The sequence below is a fragment of the Halobellus sp. LT62 genome (genome assembly GCF_037031285.1).
Classification (GTDB): domain Archaea; phylum Halobacteriota; class Halobacteria; order Halobacteriales; family Haloferacaceae; genus Haloquadratum; species Haloquadratum salinisoli.
In genome coordinates this window covers 408,951-426,941 of sequence record NZ_JAYEZO010000001.1, presented here as the reverse complement: position 1 = coordinate 426,941, position 17,991 = coordinate 408,951, and the positions used below count along the sequence as shown (strand labels likewise).

The following is a 17,991-nucleotide window of genomic DNA, read 5'->3' as shown; positions in this document are numbered from 1 at the left end:
CAACGGTATATAGGTGTATGAGAAATCGGAGGTGTCAGACGTCAGGACGCCGATTATGCTCGAATACACGTTCAGTATCAAACACAAAGGCTGCTGGACCGAAACGCTGAACGACGCCTTTCCGGACGTCAGGGGGACGATCATCTACTCGTACCGCCTCACCGGGACGAGCATCACGATGGTCGAACTGACCTGCGTCGGCGAGGAGAAACTCGACGAACTGATCGAGTGGCTCGGAAACCACCCGGTGATGAACACGAGCCAATTGGTCAGTTACGACGATAGAGGGCAGAAAGCCTTCGTGAGCCTCGCCGGCGATTACGATACCGACACCGAGCCCGTCCTGAACGTTCTCCTGCGGAACAACTGCTTTCCGACGATCCCGGCGACGGTCGCTCGCGGTCGCGAGCACTGGAGCGTCCTCGCTTCGAGCCACGAACAGGTGAGCACGGCGCACGAGGAACTCAGACAGCTCGGCTCCGTCGACGTCGACTCGCTCCGGACGCCCGATCTCGACGGGCTCCTCACCGGCCTCACGGAAGTCAAAGAGGCCGTCCAAAGCCTCTCGCCGCGTCAGCTCGAAGTCCTCTCACGCGCCATCGAAGAAGGGTACTACGACTCGCCGCGCGCGTGCAACATCGAGGAGCTGGCCGAACTCGATTCCGCGAACACCTCGACGGTCGGCGAGCACCTCCGACGCTCGGAGGCGAAGATCCTGAAGGCCGTCGCGCCGATGCTCGATCGCCCGCAACGGATGCGCACGCAGCAGAACTAGAACTCGTCGAGGTACTCGTCGCGTTCCCACGCCGAGACGTGATCCATGGAGCGGTTGAACTCGTCGCGCTTGAGTTTCACGAACGATTCGATCAGCGACGCCCCGAGCATCTCCGCGAGCACGTCGTCGTCTTCGAGGTGATCGAGCGCCGACCAGAGCGTTCGCGGGAGGCGCTCGTACTCCTCCTCGTAGGCGTTTTTCATCGTCGGCTCACCCGGATCGATCTCGCGGCGGATCCCGTCGAGGCCCGCCGCGAGCGACGCCGCCATCCCGAGGTACGGGTTGCACGAGGAGTCGGGGACGCGGTGTTCGATCCGCGTCGCCGGGCCGAGTTCGGGCGGGATCCGGAGGACCGTCGATCGGTTGTCCGGCCCCCACGCGATGTTGACCGGGGCCCAGATGCCCGGAATGAGCCGTTTGTAGGAGTTCACCGTCGGCGCACAGATCGCGGTCAGCGCCTTCATATGTTCGAGTAGCCCGCCGATGAAGTACCGGCCCTCGTCCGAAATCCCGGAGTCGCCCGCGGGATGTTTGCCTGCGGGGAACTGCATATTCCCGGTTTCGCTGGCGAACTGGTTCTCGGACTCGTCGAGGTCCCACAGCGAGAGGTGGAAGTGGAGTCCGTTCGCGTCCTCGCCGGAGTGGGGACGCGGCATCATCGACGCCTTGTGGCCGTGATCCCGCGTGATCGACTTGGCCATATGGCGGAAGAACGTAATGCCGTCGGCGGTCGTCAGCGCGTCGTCGTACTCGATGTTGACCTCGTATTGGCCCGGTTGGGACTCCTGGTGGACGCCGAGGACGTTGTAGCCGGCCGTCTCCATCGCCGAGCGCCACGCCGAGATGAGTTCCGAGCTCATATCGATGGCGTCGAGATCGTACGAGCAGCGGTCGTTGTACGGAACCCAGCCGCCGTCCCCGTCCGGGCTGAGTAGCGAGAACTCGGTTTCGACGCCCGCGAGCGCGCGGTACCCCTCTGATTCGAGTTCGTCGAGGACGTTTTCGAGCGCTCCCCGGGCGCAGAGATCGAACGGCGATCCGTCGACGTTGCTGAGGCTGGTGAAGACGGCGGCGGTGTCGTCGGCCCACTCGATCGGGACCGTCGAGTCCGCGTCGGGGACGGCCATCATATCGCCGCCCTCCGCCCCGTAGTGCGGGTCATCGAGCAGTCCGGGTTCGAGCGTCAGTTCGGCGACGCCGTTTGCGAACCCGACGCCCTCATCGAGGGCGTTCGCGGCCTCCTCGCCGGGCACGGTGATCCCCCGGGCGACGCCGTTGAGGTCCGTCCACACCAATCGGACGCTGTCGTACTCTGAAAGGGTGGTCATCGGAATACGCTAGTGAGGTCGCTATCGGGACATATGAGTTCACCCGCAGGCTTACGGCTTCTTATATGCGTCTCGGGCGCATACCGCATTTTCGACGTCGCGACCGACGGTCGCGTCCCGATCTCGAACCGCCGGCGCAGCGTGAGAGGCCCGCGCTCGGCCGCCGTCAGTATATAAAAACTCCCACATCCACCGGGCAACGCTTAGGCGGGTTTATCGGCCAGTACGGGACAATGGTATCCTACGAACTGTTGATCGACGGAGCGCGCCGTTCGTCCTCGGAGACGGTCGCTGTCGAGAATCCGGCGACGGGCGAGACCGTCGGATCCGTCGCGAAGGGAGACGCGGCGGACGCGCGCGAGGCCATCGACGCGGCCGGTGCGGCGAAAGACGAGTGGGGAGATCGATCACCGGCGACCTACGAACGGTCGCTCCGCGCCGCGGCCGACTGGATCGAAGCGACGGCCGACGACATCGCGACGCTCCTCGCGAAAGAGACGGGAAAGTGCCTCGCGACGGCCGAGGGCGAGGTCGCAGAAACCGCCGCGCAGTTCCGGTACTACGCGGGCGTCGCCGACAAGGTCCGCGGCGATACGATCCCCACGTCGCCGAACCGCCTGAACTACACCCGGCGGGTTCCCTACGGCGTCACCGCCCACGTCGTCCCGTGGAACTACCCGCTGCTCTTGGGCACGCGCGGAATCGCCAGCGCGCTGGCGACGGGCAACACCGTCGTCGCCAAGCCGCCGACGCAAGCGCCGCTCACGACGATGTGGATCGGCGAGTTCCTGCTCGATGAGTTCCCCGACGGCGTCGTCAATTTCGTCCCGGGCCCGGGGAGCGAGGTCGGGGCCGAACTGTCCTCGAACGCCGGCATCGACGCCATCACCTTCACCGGATCGACGGGCGTCGGCAAGGGCGTGCTCAAATCCGCGGCCGAGCACATCACGCCCGTCGACCTCGAACTCGGCGGGAAAGCGCCGTCGATCGTGCTCCCCGACGCCGACATCGAAAACGCCGCCCGCGGCGTCGTCGCGGGCATCTTCTCGAACGCCGGGCAGAACTGCGTCGCGACCTCGCGGTGTCTGGTCCACGAGTCCGTCCACGACGAACTCGTCGAGAAGATCGTCGAGAAGACCGAGCGGGTCACGCTCGGGCCCGGAACCGACCCCGAGACCGATATGGGTCCGGTCATCTCCGAGGAAGCCCGCGAGGACATCCTGTCGTACATCGAGTCAGCGAAAGAACAGGGCGCGACACTGTTGACCGGTGGCGGCGTCCCCGAGGACGAGGCGCTCGTCGACGGGACCTTCGTCGAGCCGACCGTCTTCGACGACGTCGACCCCTCGATGACGATCGCCTGCGAGGAGATCTTCGGGCCGGTGCTGTCGATCGTCCCGGTCGAATCCAGTGAGGAAGCGATCTCGGTCGCCAACGACTCGCCGTTCGCCCTCGCGGCCGCGATCTGGACCGACGGGATCGACGCGACGCGGCTGGCCGATCGCCTCGATCACGGTCTCGTGGCGATCAACACGTTCCCGGTGTCGATGCCACAGAGCCCGTGGGGCGGCAACAAAGAGAGCGGAATCGGCCGTGAGGGCGGTCTCGAAGGGGTGGAGGCGTTCACGACGGTCGACAGCGTCGTGGTCGAGTACGACGAGATGGAGGACCCCTACCGATGACCGAGACCGTCGTCGTCGCCCGGATCAAACACGAGACGAACACGTTCTCGTCGCTGTCGACGGGGTTCGAGGCGTTCGAGTCGACCTCTCACTTCGTCTGCGAGGAGATCGTCCCCGAGTTCCGCGGCACGAACACGGATCTCGGCGGGTTCCTCCGCGTCGCCGACGAGGAGGGCTGGGAGGTCGTCCCGACGGTGGCGGCGAACGCGACGCCCGGAGGCGTCGTCACCGCCGACGCGCTCGATAGCTTCCTCGATCGGTTGCTCTCGGGGATCGACGCGCACGATCCCGACGCCGTCCTGTTGGGACTCCACGGCGCGATGGTGAGCGAGCGCGACCGCGACGGCGACGGGTACATCCTCGAGCGCGTGCGCGAGGCCGCCGGCGACGACGTCCCGGTGATGGCGACGCTCGATCTGCACGCGAATATCTCCGAACGGATGAGGGCCCACGCCGACGGCCTCTTCGGGTACGACACGTACCCGCACGTCGACATCGGCGACACCGGCGAGACGGCCGCGCGGGCGATGGCCGCGACGCTGAACGGCGAGTTGGATCCCACGATCGTCGTCGAGCGCGCGCCGCTTTTGCCGCCGCTTCCGGTGCTCCAGACCGCCGACGAGCCGATGGCGTCACTGCTGGATGCCGCGTCCGAGGCCGAGTCCGCGCAGGTACCCGACGTCTCCGTCTTCGGCGGCTTCGCCAACGCGGACGTCCCCGAAGCGGGGTTCAGCGTCGTCGGCGTCACCGACGAATCTCGCACGGACGAGACGCGCGCCGCCTGCGCCGACATCGCGAGCGACGCCGCCGACCGACGCCACGAGTTCGATCGGACGTACACGGACGTCGACGAGGCGGTCACAGAGGCGAGCGAGTGGGACGCGAGCGACGGCCCGCTCGTCCTCGCCGACATCGCGGACAACCCCGGCGGCGGGAGCGCCGAGGACGGGACCGTGATCCTCGAAGCGCTGCTCGACGCGGGCGTCGAGGACGTCGCCCTCGCCGCCATCTACGACCCGGCGGCGGTCGACGTCGCAGTCGAGGCGGGCGTCGGCTCGTCGGTCACCCTCGAGTTGGGTGGACACATCGAAGACAACGGCGATCCGATCGCCGTCGACGCCTACGTCCGCTCGCTCTCGGACGGGACCTACCGAAATCAGGGACCGATGTCGACGGGGCTGCAGGTCTCTTTCGAGCGGACGGCGGTCCTCGAAATCGGCGGTATCGACGTGATCGTCGGTTCGCACCGCCAGCAGCCGTACGATCCGGAGGTGTTTCGGAGCCAGGGGATCACCCCAGAGCGCCAGCGCGTGCTGGTCCTGAAGAGCACCGTGCACTACCGGGCGGCCTTCGAGCCGATCGCCGGGGAGATCAGAGAGGTCTCCGCACCGGGGCTGTGTAGCCCCGACCTCTCGTCGTTCAGCTACGAGCACGTCGAGCGTCCCAAATATCCGCTCGACGGGGACTGAGAAGCGGTCCGGGCGTGGCCGTACTTAACGCCCCATATATATGAGACAGAATAGTGATGCGGCGAAGCGGCCACGCTCCGGGTACCGCGGGGCCGAGTGACACGGTATCGAAGCGTTTGCGACGATGGCTCATACGATCGCGCCACAGGGGGCGATCGGGTGACCGGACACGTGCGAGAACGCTCCGATAACAACCGCCGTCCTCGACCACCACCCGACACACGACAATGACAGACTCACTGAAGATGTGGAACGCCCCGAACAGGATGCTCTTCGGTTGGGGTGCCGCATCGGAGATCGGAACGTACGTAGCACAGTTCGACGCCGAGCGGGCCTTCGTCGTGACCGACGAGGGCGTCGCGCAGGCGGGCGTCCTCGAGCCGATCGTCGACGCGATCGAGGACGCGGGCGGAGCGTCCGACGTCTGGACCGGCGTCCGACCGGATCCGACCGACGAAGTCGTCCACGAAGCGGCCGACGCCTACGACGACGCCGACGCGGACCTCATCATCGGCGTCGGCGGCGGCTCTTCGATCGACACCGCGAAAGCCGCGAGTATCCTCGCGACGAACGACGGTCATATTCTCGATTACAAAGGCAGCGGTAACGTCCCGAATCAGCCGCCGCCGAGCATCTACGTCCCGACGACGGCGGGGACCGGAAGCGAGGTCGGCCACTGGACCATCGTGAAGGACGCCGACACCGACATCAAAGAGGAGATCGGTGACGTGAAACTGCTGGCTGACCTGGCGCTCGTCGATCCCGAACTGACCGCCAGTGCGCCCGCGCCGATCAAGGCCGCGACCGGGATGGACGTGCTCACGCACGCCGTGGAGGCCTACGTTTCGATCAAGGCGCAGAGCCAGACCTCCGCGATCGCGCTGGATTCGATCGAGTCCGTGGGCGAACACCTCCCGCGGGCGGTCGAGTACCGCGGCGGCGACCGCGAGGCGCTCACCGAGATGGCCCGCGCGAGTATGCAGGCCGGAATGGCGTTCAACGGGGCCGGACTCGGTGCGGTACACGCCATCTCCCACCAGGTCGGCGGCGCGTTCGGCGTCCCGCACGGGTTAGCGAACGCGATCATCCTCCCGTACGTGATGGAGTACAACCTTCCCCAAGTTCCGGAGCTGATGGTCGACGTCGCCGAGGCGCTCGGCGAGGACGTCGACCGTTCGAATCCCGCCGCAGTCGAGGGCTACAAGGCCGTTCGCGCGACCCGCAGGCTGGCAGACTCGGTTCGTATCCCGGAGACGCTCGAAGAGACGGCCGCCGAACGCGACGCCGTCACCCGACTGGCCGAACAGGCGTCCGACGACGGCAGCCTCACCGGGAACCCGCGGGCGACGGCCGTCGAGGATCTCGCGGGCATCCTCGAGAGCGCCTTCGACGGCGATTTGGAGTACGAGGAACGGATCTGATGTCGCCGAAGCGACCGCCGCTCGCTGCCGTTCACGAGGCGGCCGGCGCACGGACGACCGAGTTCGGCGGCTGGGAGATGCCCGTCCAGTTCGACTCGATCCGGGCCGAGCACGCGGCGGTCCGAGAATCGGCCGGGATCTTCGACGTGAGCCATATGGGGGAGGTGTACGTCGACGGCCCCGACGCCGCCGAACTGATGGACCGGCTGACGACCAACGACGTCGCGTCGTTGGAACCGGGAGGTGCGCAGTACGCGTGTATCCTCCGTGAAGACGGCGTCATCCTCGACGACACCGTCGTCTACGATCTGCCCGCGCAGTCGGGGTACCTGTTCGTCCCGAACGCCGGCCACAACGAACAGATGACGGCGCGCTGGCGCGAGGCGGCCGCCGAGCACGGCCTCGACGTGACAGTAACCGACAGCACGGACGACCGCGGGATGGTCGCCGTGCAGGGCCCGGAGGCGATCGACCGCGTCGAGGAGGTCGCCGCCGATCCGATCGCCGACGTGCCGCGGTTCGGCGCGCGGCGGAGCGAGATCGACGGCGTCGACGCGCTGGTCGCGCGGACCGGCTACACCGGCGAGGACGGCGTCGAGATCGTCTTCGACGCCGAGGAGTCCGAAGCGGTCTGGGCCGCCTTCGACGACGTCCGATCCTGCGGGCTCGGCGCTCGCGACACGCTCCGGCTCGAGGCCGGACTGCTTCTCTCCGGGCAGGACTTCCACCCCGCGGACGAGCCGCGAACGCCCGTCGAGGCGGGGCTCGGCTTCGCCGTCGACGAGAGCGGCGAGTTCGTCGGCAGCGACGCGCTCGAACGCCTCCGGAGCGAAGGAACCGAGGAGAAACTCGTCGGAATCGAACTCCGCGAGCGCGGCGTCCCCCGCCACGGCTGCCCGGTCGTCGTCGACGGCGACGAGGTCGGCCGCGTGACCAGCGGAACGATGAGCCCGACGCTCGATCTGCCGATCGCGCTCGCCTACGTCGATACGGAGCACGCCGAGGAGAGCACCCCTGTCAGCGTCGAAATCCGCGGCGAGGGACGCGAGGCAACGATCACTGACCAGCGGTTTCTGCAGCGACGCCGATCGAACTGAACACACAGGAGCACAAATATGAGTTTTGACGTACCGACAGACCGACGCTACACGGAATCGCACGAATGGATCGCACCGACCGACGGGACCTACCGCGTCGGCATCACCGACTTCGCGCAGGACGAACTGGGCGACATCGTCTTCGTCGAACTCCCCGCGGAGGGGACCGACCTCGACGAGGGCGAGGAGTACGGCGTCGTCGAGTCGATCAAGGCCGTCTCCGACGTCTACGTTCCCGTTTCGGGGACCGTTGCGGCGGTCAACGAGGCGCTGACGGACGCGCCGGAGTTGATCAACGACGACCCGTACGGCGACGGCTGGCTGATCGAACTCGAAAACGTCGACGAGGCGGCCGTCGAGGAACTCCTCGACGCCGACGCCTACGAGGAGCAGACGGAATGACCGCCGAGCGTAAACAGTCTCGTGGGGGAGACTGATGCCGTACGCGACGCATCCGCCCGACGAGCGCGCCGCGATGCTCGACGAAGTCGGTATCGACGACCCGGCTGAGCTGTTCGACATCCCCGATGCGGTCCGATTCACGGGCGAGTACGGCATCGACGCGCACTCCGAACGGGATGCGAGAGCCCGCGTCGGCTCCGTCCTCGACGAGTCGACGGAGCTGACCGAGTTCCTCGGCGGCGGTCACTACGACCACTACGTCCCCTCCGTCGTCGACCACCTCTCGCTGCGCTCGGAGTTTCTGACCTCCTATACGCAGTACCAACCCGAGATCGCCCAAGGGTTCCTGCAGGCGCTCTTCGAGTTCCAGTCGCTCGTGGTGGAGCTGACGGGGATGGACGTCGCGAACGCCTCGATGTACGATCGATCGACGGCGCTCGGCGAGGCGGCGCTGTTGGCGAGTCGCGTCCGAGGGGCCGACGGCGACACCGTCTTGGTCCCGGATTCGCTCCCCGAACGCGTCCGGTCGGTGCTCGAAAACTACACCAACGGACCGGGAATCGCGGTCGAGCGCTATCCGACGACCGACGGGACCGCCGACGTGGACGCCCTGGAGTCGCTCGTCGGCGACGACACGCTCTTGGTGTACGCGGCGACGCCGAACGACTACGGACTGCTCGAACCGGAACTCGACGCGATCGGCGCGCTCGCGCACGACGCCGACGCGCTGTTCTGCGTCGGCAGCGACGCCGTGGCGCTCTCGGTGCTCGAACCGCCCGCCACCGCCGGAGCCGACATCGTCGTCGGCGATGCGAGCGTCCTCGGGATGGGAACGACCTACGGGATGGGCCTCGGGATCTTCGCCGCGCGCGAGGAGTACCTCCGCCAGCTTCCGGGGCGACTCGTGGGCGCGAGCGAGGACGACAGCGGCAACCGCGCGTACACGCTGACGCTGCAGACCCGCGAGCAACACATCCGACGCGAGCGCGCCACCTCGAACATCTGCTCGAACCAGGCGTGGGTGGCGCTCCGCGCGTCGATCCACGCGGCGTGGCTCGGCCCGCGGGGGCTAATCGATCTCGCGGAGGAATGCGTCGCGGGCGTCGACGAACTCTGTGCGCGCCTCGACGGGGTCGAAGGAGTCACCGCGCCGGTCTACGAGGGCGCTCACTTCAGAGAGGTCGCCGTCGAAACCGACGCTCCGGCGGCGGTGGTCGCCGGGCGGCTCCGCGAGGAGGGGTTCGCCCTTCGAACGCGATCCGACGGCGGCGACGGGGCCGAGGGTGAGGACGGATCCGAGGATGACGACGAATCCGACGACGAGTATCTCGTCGTTTGCGTGACCGACACGAACCGGGACGCCGTCGACGACCTCGCCGACGCGCTGGCGTCGGTCTCGGAGGTGTCGGAATGAGCCGGCAGGCCGGGGAGGAAGCGCCGGAGGAGCGGCCGATGGCACGGGAGCCGCCGTACCGGCAGGCTCGGTGGTTCGACGACGGGCGGAACGAACCGCTGCTGAGTGAGAAGTCGCCGGATAGCGTCGATGTCGAGACGTCGCTGCCGGACGAACTGACCCGCGACACGCTCGAGCTCCCCGCGCTCCGGGAACCCGAGGTCGCACGCCACTACACGCGGCTCTCGCAGATGAACTACGGCATCGAGAGCGGGCCGTTCCCGCTCGGGTCGTGTACGATGAAGTACAATCCGAAGTTCACCGAAGACGTGGCCGCGCGGCCGTCGGCCCAGCTGCACCCGCTGCGAGCCGACGAGGACCAGCAGGGCGCGCTGCGGTTGCAGGCCGAGTTGCAGGAGATGCTGGCCTCGATCGGCGGAATGGACGCGGTGACGCTGCAACCGCCCGCGGGTGCCGCCGGCGAGTTCACGGGCATCCTCGTCGCGAAGGCGTATCACGAGGCCAACGGCGACGAGGAGCGCTCGGAGGTCATCGTGCCCGCATCGGCACACGGCACGAACTTCGCGAGCGCGGCGATGGCCGGCTACGACGTCGTCGAACTCCCTTCCGGCGAGGACGGCCGCGTCGACCTCGACGCCCTCGCTGCCGCAGTTTCGGACGAAACGGCGCTGTTGATGCTGACGAATCCCAACACGCTCGGCGTGTTCGAGCGCGACATCGAGGAGATCGCCGACATCGTCCACGGTGTCGGAGGCCTCCTGTACTACGACGGCGCGAACCTCAACGCGCTGCTCGGGCAGGCCCGCCCCGGCGATATGGGCTTCGACGTGATGCACTTCAACCTGCACAAGACGTTCGCGACGCCGCACGGCGGCGGCGGCCCCGGACAGGGACCGATCGGCGTCGTCGACGATCTCACCGAGTTCCTCCCCAGCCCACAGGTCCGCGCGAGCGACGATGGGACCTACGAGCGATACGAACCCGCGAGTTCCATCGGCGGCGTCCACGAGTATTCCGGAAACTGGCTCGTGTTGGTGAAGGCGTACGCCTACATCCTCCGCCACGGCGACGAGGGGCTCGAAAACGCCAGCGAGACGGCCGTGTTGAATGCGAACTACCTCGCTACCCAGATCGACTACGACATCCCCTACGAGCCGTTCCACCACGAGTTCGTCGCCAGCGCCGACGCCGACGCCGCTGACGTCGCAAAGCGGATGCTCGATTACGGCGTCCACCCGCCGACGACGAAGTGGCCCGAGATCGTTCCCGAGGCGCTGATGACCGAACCGACGGAGACGGAGACGAAAGATCGGCTTGACGAGCTCGCCGCCGCGTTCAACGCGGTCGCCGCCGAGAGCGAGGAGACGATCGCCGACGCACCGAACACGACCGCGAGCGGCCACATCGACCAAGCCACGGCGGCCCGGAATCCGGTTCTCTCTTGGCACTCGCTGGAGTCATCGACCCACGACTGAAGTCGTGGGCTCCCTCCTTGAATCTCTGTGAGGCGCTTCGATACCCCCCGTGACTTTCACCACCCGCACGGTCCCGGAAATCCCTCTTCGGCTCTCGCCGCGACGCTCTCTCGGTCACAAGCAAGATTCAAGTCCGCCACTACCCTCTCAGCAGAGGAATGAGAGTCTTCTCGTCGAGGGCGGACCGCTGGCGGGGAATTCTCGTCTTGCTCCTCGTCACGGCCGCGTTCTTCGCGCTCTACGTCGCCGTTCAACGGTACGCGCCGTTCGTCTTTCGGGCCGCGGAGCTCCGCGCGTGGATCGCACAGTTCGGCGTCTTCGCACCGCTGGTGTTCGTGCTCATTCAGGCCGTCCAAGTCGTCGTCGCGCCGATCCCGGGACAGGTCGTCGCGCTCGTCGCGGGCTATCTGTTCGGTCCGTTCTGGGGGACCGTCTACAGCCTCACCGGCGTCCTCATCGGTAGCGCCGTCGCGTTCAGCCTCGCGAAGCGATACGGCCGCTCGTTCGTCGAGGACATCCTCCACGAGGACGTCGTCGCGCGCTTCGACGACTTCGTCGAGACCGTCGGCGTTCCGGGGCTGTTCGCGTTCGTCATCATCCCCGGGCTTCCCGACGACGCGATCTGTTTTCTGGCCGGTCTCACCTCCTTTCGGCTCAGGACGTTCATCGCCGTGATCAGCGTCGGTCGCCTTCCGGCGTACGTCATCACCGTCTACGCGGGCGGCGAACTGGCCAGCGGCCGGTTCATCCAAGGAATCGCGCTCATCGGTGTCGTGATCGCGCTCTCGGCGGTCGGGTACTACAAGCAAGAAGCCGTTCGCGATGCGGTCGCACGCGTGGAGTCGCGGCTGGGATTTTGAGGATATCGAAAGCAGGCCACGAGTCGCGTACACGAAACGTAAAAGTCACAGCGGGAGCCACGCAGTGGTGTGATCTGTCCGTACTGCGGAACCCGAGACGACTCGGTCGAAGTCCCGCAAAAAGCCTCGCACGTGGACGACCACCTCGCAGACTGCTCCGCGTGCGGCGAGCCGGTGTACGCGACACACGACTTCGACAAAGTCGTTCGAGGGTCGCAGGCGAAAGCCGTGTCCCGCGGCGAGACGAGTGAGGCGGAACTCGCGGACCGATACGTCGAACGCGAGCTGCCGAGCGGCGCACACCACGAGCAGGCGACCCGCGACATCGATCTCAAGATCTTCGATGAAAACGGGGCGCTCGATCACTTTCTCGAGATCAAAACGCGGAACGCCACGCTCAACGCGTACGCGGAGACCGTGTTTCGCGACCTGAAAGTCGAGGAGGCGCGAACCCTCGCCGAGGAGTACGGCGTTCCGTCCCACATACTGATCGCGTTCGAAGACTGCGTGACGATACACCACCTCGATCCAGACGGGGAATACGATATCGGCCCGTTCGAGCGATGGGATCGGGACGGACCCAAGCCGCACGTCTTCCTCCCCGTCGAGCAGTTGCGCGTCCTCGATTGGTGAACGGCGAGCAGGAGCGATGGGGCTGTTCGTTGGGCCAGTCGTGCTCGGTGGATCGAAGGTCGTCCTCGACCGACTCGCCCAAGAGCGAGCGGAATCGTCCAACTCCTAAACTTGTGACTCGCTTAATCAAAAGTCAGATGCGTATGAAAATGTCGCTTCCTAATGAGAGAGGGGTACGTTACTCGATACTATGACTGAACGCAGTCTCGACACGGTTCTCCAGCTCGTGGCCGATCGGCACCGACGGCAGACAATTCACCATCTGCGGCACGAAGCCAACGGCAAAGCAACGATCGACGAGGTCGTCGATCGATTGCACAACGGTAGATCGGATGCCGATGGCCAAACTATCGACCGGGAACAGCTCGCCGTCCAACTGTGTCACGCTCACCTACCAAAGTTAGCCGACCACGGTGTCGTTGAATTCGACCCCGAAAATCGTACCGTCCGGTATCGGCCTGACGACCAGTTTGAGACGATATTGGATGTACTACCCGACGAACAGCCGCTAGCCAGCCCCTAATGGTCGCAACGAATCGTCGAACTGTCGTCTGGAATCGGCACACTGGACCAGTCGGGCCTAAGTCCCGTTAGCTACTATCGGTCCACCATCCTCTGGCTGTTTCACCCCACCCAGACGGGTTTGAGGCCGAGCTCACGGACAAGCCCCTCCCTCAACGAGCGAAGTCGTTAGACTGAGCGAAGTAGGGTGGGGTCGTTGACCTCAGGCAGCAGTGATGCCACCAGTATTGGATCCAAGTGTGTGGCATCGGAGGATCAGTGACATCCTCCCCGCGGTAAACGGCGGGGCTTCCCACAAGCGAAGGCCTGCTGGGTTGGGAGATTTACGGTTTGCGCCCGGACGAGGTGCTGGCCATACCACGTGGCCGTTACTCCTATCCTCTCCGAGAGAGTTCGGACGAGATTCGGAGGTACCTGATTGTTTTGTGTCGGTCTGCGTGTCCGAGGGCTTACTTTTTGATGAGGCAAACACCGAGTCAACTGCCAGTTTTCGGACCGCCGAAACCCGAACGGAAACGCTCGGTTCGACGGAGAGAGAAACGTTCAGAGGGCAGCTAACTCTGCCGGTGCGGGCGGTTACATCACTAAGACGGCGCTGTATCCGCGCGCTAAAGCACGGGGTTTTAGCGCCTGTTCCGCAAGATAAACGCGTCTGGTGTGATTTGACTCTTCACTCATCCGATTCAGTCGTCTCGAGTCGCCACGTGAAGATCGCCTTCAAAACCACGACCAGACTGTTCGTCTCCCCTTCACCCCAGATGGCCGTCTCCGACCGGGGATCAGTTGGGCTCGCGTCCTCGCCATTGACGAGGGCACTCACGAGGGTTTTCTGCCCGTCCACCATCATAAGCCGACCGGCCGAGGTATCCGACCAGACCCAGAGCGACTCGAACATCGTCGCGCCGGGGATGGTATCCTGAATTCGGTCCTGCACCTCTGCGGAAACGCCCGCGAGCTTGATCGAAACCCCCCGCTCCGCCGCTTCGCTTAACTCCTCGATCAGCTCCTCGGTGAGGAGGTCCTCGACGGTCATGTAGACGATTTCCTCCTCCGCGCTGGCGAAGAACTCTCGTACACGCTCCGTGACTGCGGTCTGTCCATCGACAGTCCAGACACCGCGCTGTTCGGCTCGCCGCTCGACGGATTCGAGTTCGCTGAGGGCTGTCCGCAGTAACTCCGTGCGAGATCGCAGTTCGTGTTCGAACGTTCGACTGGCGGTTTCAGCCGAGATTGCCCAGAATTGCTTGGGCGACGACTGCAGAACATCGACGATTCCGCGCTCGTGTAATTCGTCGATGGCGTCGTATACTCTGGTTCGGGGCACTTGTGAGACTTGGCTCACGTCTCTAGCCGTTCCCGTACCGAGGCTCGCGAGCGCAACGAATGTCCGGGCCGCATAGGTGCTCAGTCCGAAGTGTTCAAGCTGCTCGACGGCGGTCGCCTCTGGGCTTCCGGTGGGATCGCTACTCATCAGATGTCTGGTTTGTCTCGCCTTCTCGAATCTGCCACGCGAGGTGACAAGTCGGCACGCAGGGGTAAGGTGGTTGGGACACGAATACTCGGCTGCATACCTGTGGAGAGGTAGCGTCCTGTAGTAATATATTTTTTGTGATTAAACGAGTTACAATCTAAACAATCATTTTATCCGACTCTATATCACTCGAATAGTCGATTTGTTTGTTGTGACTAGAAAAGTTACAACAGTATTGGCCAGTCACTGTCGAAACGTTGGAGCCAACTGATTTAGCCGGTTTTACGCATTTCAACGTCTCGACGAGTCATAGCCGCAGTAACAATACCTATCTGTCCCGGTGACCAACCCCCAATCAATTCCCGGGCTATCCGGGGAGTTGGGACACATGGATACGACCTCGAATCTGGAGGAAGCGGTCGAAGTTCTCCAACAGCTCGGTTTAAAGGAATACGAGGCGAGATGCTTCGTCGGGCTATCGCGCTTACACTCCGGGACGGCAAAGCAACTGAGCGAGATGACCGAAGTGCCCCGGACACGCGTGTATGATGCGATTCGGATGCTGGAGGCGCAGGGCCTCGTCGAGATCCAGCATTCGAGCCCACAGCAGTTCCGCGCCGTTCCGCTCGAAGAGGCCACAGAGACGCTTCGGGATCAATACGATGCCCGCGTAGAGCGACTCCACGACGCTCTCGAAACGGTCGAAATTGTCGATACGGATGACGAATCCTCCGTCCAGCAAGTGTGGGCAATGACCGGCCAAGACGCGATCGAGAATCGGACGAACGACCTCATCCGGGAGGCGACCGACGAGATCGTTCTGGTGGTGGGCGATGAGTCACTGTTGACCGAGGATCTAATCGATACCCTCAACGAGGTCGGCAACGGGGTTGATCTGCTTATCGGCGCGTTGACTGAGACCATTCAGGACCGGATTCGAGTGGCCGTGCCGGAGGCCACGACGTTCATCTCGGGACTGGAGTGGCTTCACGGCGAGAACGCCACCGTAGACGAGACGGCGATCGGCCGTTTGCTGTTGGTTGACCGATCGACGATTCTGGTGAGCTCGATTATGCCCACCACTAGGGAGGAACGAGCGGTCTTCGGGGAAGGGTTCGGGAACGGTCTCGTCGTGATCGCGCGTCGCCTCATGGCGCAGGGATTGTTGACCGTTCGTGATCCGAAGCAATAATCTAACTGCTGCGGCTATCGGTCCACTCGTCAGTACGTGCCGTTACCGTACGATCCTCCGTCGGTAGCTGCTCAGCGGGGGCTTTCGAGCGGTTGAAGGGTGAGATATTCGCCGTTGTCGATGGAGACGCGACAGCCGCTATAGACGAACGAGAGACAGCCACCCGTCCGGGGTTGACCGTTCGCCCGGGACTCGAATAGCGCATCCAGCGCGTCCGTGTCGAGGACGCACGCCAGCGGTCGGAGAGAACAGGGTTCACGTCCCTCCACGGCGCTCACCGCGCGAACGACAGCCGCACTCACCGATTCGTTTACTCCGATTTCGTACTCCACAACTCTAGTAAGGCTGGCCGAGTAAAACCTTATGAGTTTTTCACCCTGATAATCAAAACTCGCCTCGTTATGAATTTCGGGAATACTATCCACGGTACCGTTTAGGCAAGTTGAAATCGGCGAGAACGGTGCGGAGAAGACCTCAGAATCCCCTTCCATTCCAAATTGACCCGACGCGTCCATCGACGTCCCGCTCGTTCCACTCGTGGGACTCCCACCCGCCAGCGATTTTCCGGCCGCAATCGCGTAACTAAACGCGGCCCTTGAGACAGCACGAGGAGTTACCTTTTCCTGCGACGGTGAAGTCATCATCCACAACGACGGCGCGATTAACGAGGAAGTGGTCCGACTCAGCCAGCTATCAACGGCCGAACGGGTGGGATCGACGGATTTCCCGTCGTGGATGAATGGGTATCCGCCACAGAAGCGCGCTGAAAACCGCGACCCGCGAGAAAGTGATCACGGCGACCACGCTCAGCGAAGAAGACGGACGAGTGACGATCTTCACTGACGAGAGATTCGAGGACTATCACGTGACAATGAACGACGAACGACGAATCGGTGACTGGCCCACGGAGTGTGAATGTACCTATGGCCGTTGAGTCGGGTCTGTTACTCACGTTTCTCGCCGGACTGACGCTCGTTTTGGCCGCCGCGCATACTCTTGGAACGGTCGCCGACCGACTGGGGTTCGCACCGGTTGTCGGTGAACTCCTCACCGGATTGGTCTTGGGTCCGTCGCTTCTCGGGCTCGTCGCTCCGAACGTCACGTCGATCGTCGTCCCGGTTCCCGATCGGCTGGCGGCCCTCGCGTCGCTCGGGCTCATCCTCCTTCTCGTGCTGGCTGGAACTGAAGTCAACGTTCAGACGGTCCGTCGCTATGTCCGACCGACGATAGCCCTCGCTACAGGGGCCTCGGCCGTGCCGTTCCTTCTGGGGTTCGCCTTGGGATGGGTTCTCCCCGCGAGATTCCTTGTCACTCCCGAACAGCGACTCCCATTTGCGCTGTTCCTGGCGACCGCTCTGAGTATCTCGGCGGTTCCCGTCGCCGTTCGCGTGCTGATCGACCTCGACGCGATGGATCAGACGGTGGGACAACTCACTCTCACTGTCGCTGTCGTCATCGACGCGGCGGGATGGATCGCCCTCACAATCGCGTCCGACATCGCAAGAGTGGGCCAGATGAACCCGTTAGGGGTCGGTCGGACACTCGGTGTCCTCGCTGTGTTCGTTGTGGTCGTCGTCGTGCTCGGCCCGCGAATCGTCGGTACACTCTTCGATGTCGCCTCCGCTGTTCGATCGCCCGTGTTAACCGGTTTTTCGATCGTCATAGTCGTCGGGCTCGGGATGGCGGGTGCCTCGCTCGCACTCGGGCTGGAGGCCGTTCTCGGCGCATTCCTCGCAGGTGTCCTAGTCAGGAACCGCCTCGATACGGAGACAGAACGGGTGTTCCAGATGGTGACGCTTGGGCTGTTCGCGCCGGTCTTTTTTGCGACGGCCGGGTTACGGGTCGATCTGAGTGGGCTGTTCACGCTGGATACGCTGCTGATCGTCGGGATCACACTCTCCGTTGCCGTGCTCGGAAAGGCACTCGGCGTGGTACTCGGAGCGACGTTCACGGATCTCACCCGAACGGAGACCATCTGCCTCGCCATCGGTCTCAACGCTCGCGGGGCGATGGAACTCGTGGTGGCAGCACTCGGCTTGGCAATCGGGATTCTCACGCCCACCATCTATGCCGTCATCGTGCTCGTCGCCATCGTTACCTCCGTGATGACGCCGCCACTGCTCCGGCGCGCCCTCTCACGCCTCCCGGAAAATGGGATGTCAGAAACGGCGTGACTTGCCATAGTAGATTCGAGAGTAATCCGTCACGTCTTGGAGAACCGATCAGTGACTGGCCGCGGCAACACCGAGG

At 64.3% G+C, this 17,991-nt stretch carries 16 protein-coding genes; 13 read left to right on the top strand and 3 right to left on the bottom strand.

Going from position 1 to position 17,991, the window contains the following annotated elements:
• Positions 1-31 precede the first annotated feature (31 nt).
• Complete coding sequence (locus U5919_RS02070) at positions 32-775, top strand: helix-turn-helix domain-containing protein (protein WP_336021856.1); 744 nt, start codon at positions 32-34, stop codon at positions 773-775.
• Here the strand turns inward: U5919_RS02070 and U5919_RS02065 are convergent.
• Complete coding sequence (locus U5919_RS02065) at positions 772-2,103, bottom strand: glutamine synthetase family protein (protein ID WP_336021855.1); 1,332 nt, start codon at positions 2,101-2,103, stop codon at positions 772-774. The two genes, U5919_RS02070 and U5919_RS02065, sit on opposite strands and share 4 nt — an antisense overlap.
• A 233-nt stretch (positions 2,104-2,336) precedes the next feature.
• Between U5919_RS02065 and U5919_RS02060 the strand changes: the two genes are divergently transcribed.
• From U5919_RS02060 to U5919_RS15845, 10 genes are all read left to right on the top strand, one after another.
• On the top strand, positions 2,337-3,785 hold the full coding sequence (locus tag U5919_RS02060; protein ID WP_336021854.1) for an aldehyde dehydrogenase family protein: 1,449 nt from the start codon (positions 2,337-2,339) through the stop codon (positions 3,783-3,785).
• Positions 3,782-5,254: a M81 family metallopeptidase gene (locus U5919_RS02055; protein WP_336021853.1), complete on the top strand. Its 1,473-nt coding sequence runs from the start codon at positions 3,782-3,784 to the stop codon at positions 5,252-5,254. Before U5919_RS02060 ends, U5919_RS02055 begins: the two co-directional genes overlap by 4 nt.
• A gap of 227 nt (positions 5,255-5,481) precedes the next feature.
• Entirely contained in the window at positions 5,482-6,675 is a 1,194-nt protein-coding gene (locus U5919_RS02050; RefSeq protein WP_336021852.1) for an iron-containing alcohol dehydrogenase family protein, read from the top strand.
• Positions 6,675-7,772, top strand: coding sequence for a glycine cleavage system aminomethyltransferase GcvT (gcvT, locus tag U5919_RS02045; RefSeq protein WP_336021851.1), 1,098 nt, complete (start codon positions 6,675-6,677; stop codon positions 7,770-7,772). Before U5919_RS02050 ends, gcvT begins: the two co-directional genes overlap by 1 nt.
• Positions 7,773-7,790: 18 nt before the next feature.
• Positions 7,791-8,174 carry a glycine cleavage system protein GcvH gene (gcvH, locus tag U5919_RS02040; RefSeq protein WP_336021850.1) on the top strand — a complete coding sequence of 128 codons (384 nt, stop codon included), beginning with the start codon at positions 7,791-7,793 and terminating at the stop codon, positions 8,172-8,174.
• Positions 8,175-8,208: 34 nt separating this feature from the next.
• Positions 8,209-9,588: an aminomethyl-transferring glycine dehydrogenase subunit GcvPA gene (gene gcvPA, locus U5919_RS02035; RefSeq protein ID WP_336021849.1), complete on the top strand. Its 1,380-nt coding sequence runs from the start codon at positions 8,209-8,211 to the stop codon at positions 9,586-9,588.
• Positions 9,585-11,063, top strand: a complete 1,479-nt coding sequence (gene gcvPB, locus U5919_RS02030; protein ID WP_345786323.1) for an aminomethyl-transferring glycine dehydrogenase subunit GcvPB — start codon at positions 9,585-9,587, stop codon at positions 11,061-11,063. Before gcvPA ends, gcvPB begins: the two co-directional genes overlap by 4 nt.
• Positions 11,064-11,221: 158 nt before the next feature.
• Complete coding sequence (locus U5919_RS02025; RefSeq protein ID WP_336021848.1) at positions 11,222-11,923, top strand: TVP38/TMEM64 family protein; 702 nt, start codon at positions 11,222-11,224, stop codon at positions 11,921-11,923.
• Between the two features lie 69 nt (positions 11,924-11,992).
• The gene (locus U5919_RS02020; protein WP_336021847.1) at positions 11,993-12,556 is read left to right on the top strand and encodes a hypothetical protein; all 564 of its coding nucleotides are present in this window, start codon (positions 11,993-11,995) and stop codon (positions 12,554-12,556) included.
• A gap of 190 nt (positions 12,557-12,746) precedes the next feature.
• The gene (locus U5919_RS15845; RefSeq protein WP_425604187.1) at positions 12,747-13,079 is read left to right on the top strand and encodes a DUF7344 domain-containing protein; all 333 of its coding nucleotides are present in this window, start codon (positions 12,747-12,749) and stop codon (positions 13,077-13,079) included.
• Positions 13,080-13,748: 669 nt separating this feature from the next.
• Here the strand turns inward: U5919_RS15845 and U5919_RS02010 are convergent.
• The gene (locus tag U5919_RS02010) at positions 13,749-14,549 is read right to left on the bottom strand and encodes a TrmB family transcriptional regulator (RefSeq protein WP_336021845.1); all 801 of its coding nucleotides are present in this window, start codon (positions 14,547-14,549) and stop codon (positions 13,749-13,751) included.
• Positions 14,550-14,937: 388 nt separating this feature from the next.
• On the opposite strand from U5919_RS02010, the gene U5919_RS02005 reads away from it, so the two are divergent.
• Positions 14,938-15,741, top strand: coding sequence for a TrmB family transcriptional regulator (locus U5919_RS02005; protein WP_336021844.1), 804 nt, complete (start codon positions 14,938-14,940; stop codon positions 15,739-15,741).
• A 71-nt stretch (positions 15,742-15,812) separates the two neighbouring features.
• Here U5919_RS02005 and U5919_RS02000 read toward each other — a convergent pair whose 3' ends face one another.
• A complete protein-coding gene (locus tag U5919_RS02000; RefSeq protein ID WP_336021843.1) occupies positions 15,813-16,256 on the bottom strand; it encodes a HalOD1 output domain-containing protein in 444 nt (147 codons plus the stop codon).
• Between the two features lie 408 nt (positions 16,257-16,664).
• Here U5919_RS02000 and U5919_RS01995 point away from each other — a divergent pair, with 408 nt between their 5' ends.
• A complete protein-coding gene (locus U5919_RS01995) occupies positions 16,665-17,915 on the top strand; it encodes a cation:proton antiporter (RefSeq protein WP_336021842.1) in 1,251 nt (416 codons plus the stop codon).
• The last annotated feature ends 76 nt before the right edge of the window (positions 17,916-17,991 follow it).

Bases quoted from the DNA above. Each gene is read 5' to 3' on its own strand.
- U5919_RS02065 (WP_336021855.1), bottom strand. From the start codon at position 2,103: ATGACCACCCTTTCAGAGTACGACAGCGTCCGATTGGTGTGGACGGAC.
- U5919_RS02060 (WP_336021854.1), top strand. From the start codon at position 2,337: ATGGTATCCTACGAACTGTTGATCGACGGAGCGCGCCGTTCGTCCTCG.
- U5919_RS02055 (WP_336021853.1), top strand. From the start codon at position 3,782: ATGACCGAGACCGTCGTCGTCGCCCGGATCAAACACGAGACGAACACG.
- U5919_RS02050 (WP_336021852.1), top strand. From the start codon at position 5,482: ATGACAGACTCACTGAAGATGTGGAACGCCCCGAACAGGATGCTCTTC.
- gcvT (WP_336021851.1), top strand. From the start codon at position 6,675: ATGTCGCCGAAGCGACCGCCGCTCGCTGCCGTTCACGAGGCGGCCGGC.
- gcvH (WP_336021850.1), top strand. From the start codon at position 7,791: ATGAGTTTTGACGTACCGACAGACCGACGCTACACGGAATCGCACGAA.
- gcvPA (WP_336021849.1), top strand. From the start codon at position 8,209: ATGCCGTACGCGACGCATCCGCCCGACGAGCGCGCCGCGATGCTCGAC.
- gcvPB (WP_345786323.1), top strand. From the start codon at position 9,585: ATGAGCCGGCAGGCCGGGGAGGAAGCGCCGGAGGAGCGGCCGATGGCA.
- U5919_RS02025 (WP_336021848.1), top strand. From the start codon at position 11,222: ATGAGAGTCTTCTCGTCGAGGGCGGACCGCTGGCGGGGAATTCTCGTC.
- U5919_RS15845 (WP_425604187.1), top strand. From the start codon at position 12,747: ATGACTGAACGCAGTCTCGACACGGTTCTCCAGCTCGTGGCCGATCGG.
- U5919_RS02010 (WP_336021845.1), bottom strand. From the start codon at position 14,549: ATGAGTAGCGATCCCACCGGAAGCCCAGAGGCGACCGCCGTCGAGCAG.
- U5919_RS02005 (WP_336021844.1), top strand. From the start codon at position 14,938: ATGGATACGACCTCGAATCTGGAGGAAGCGGTCGAAGTTCTCCAACAG.
- U5919_RS02000 (WP_336021843.1), bottom strand. From the start codon at position 16,256: ATGGACGCGTCGGGTCAATTTGGAATGGAAGGGGATTCTGAGGTCTTC.
- U5919_RS01995 (WP_336021842.1), top strand. From the start codon at position 16,665: ATGGCCGTTGAGTCGGGTCTGTTACTCACGTTTCTCGCCGGACTGACG.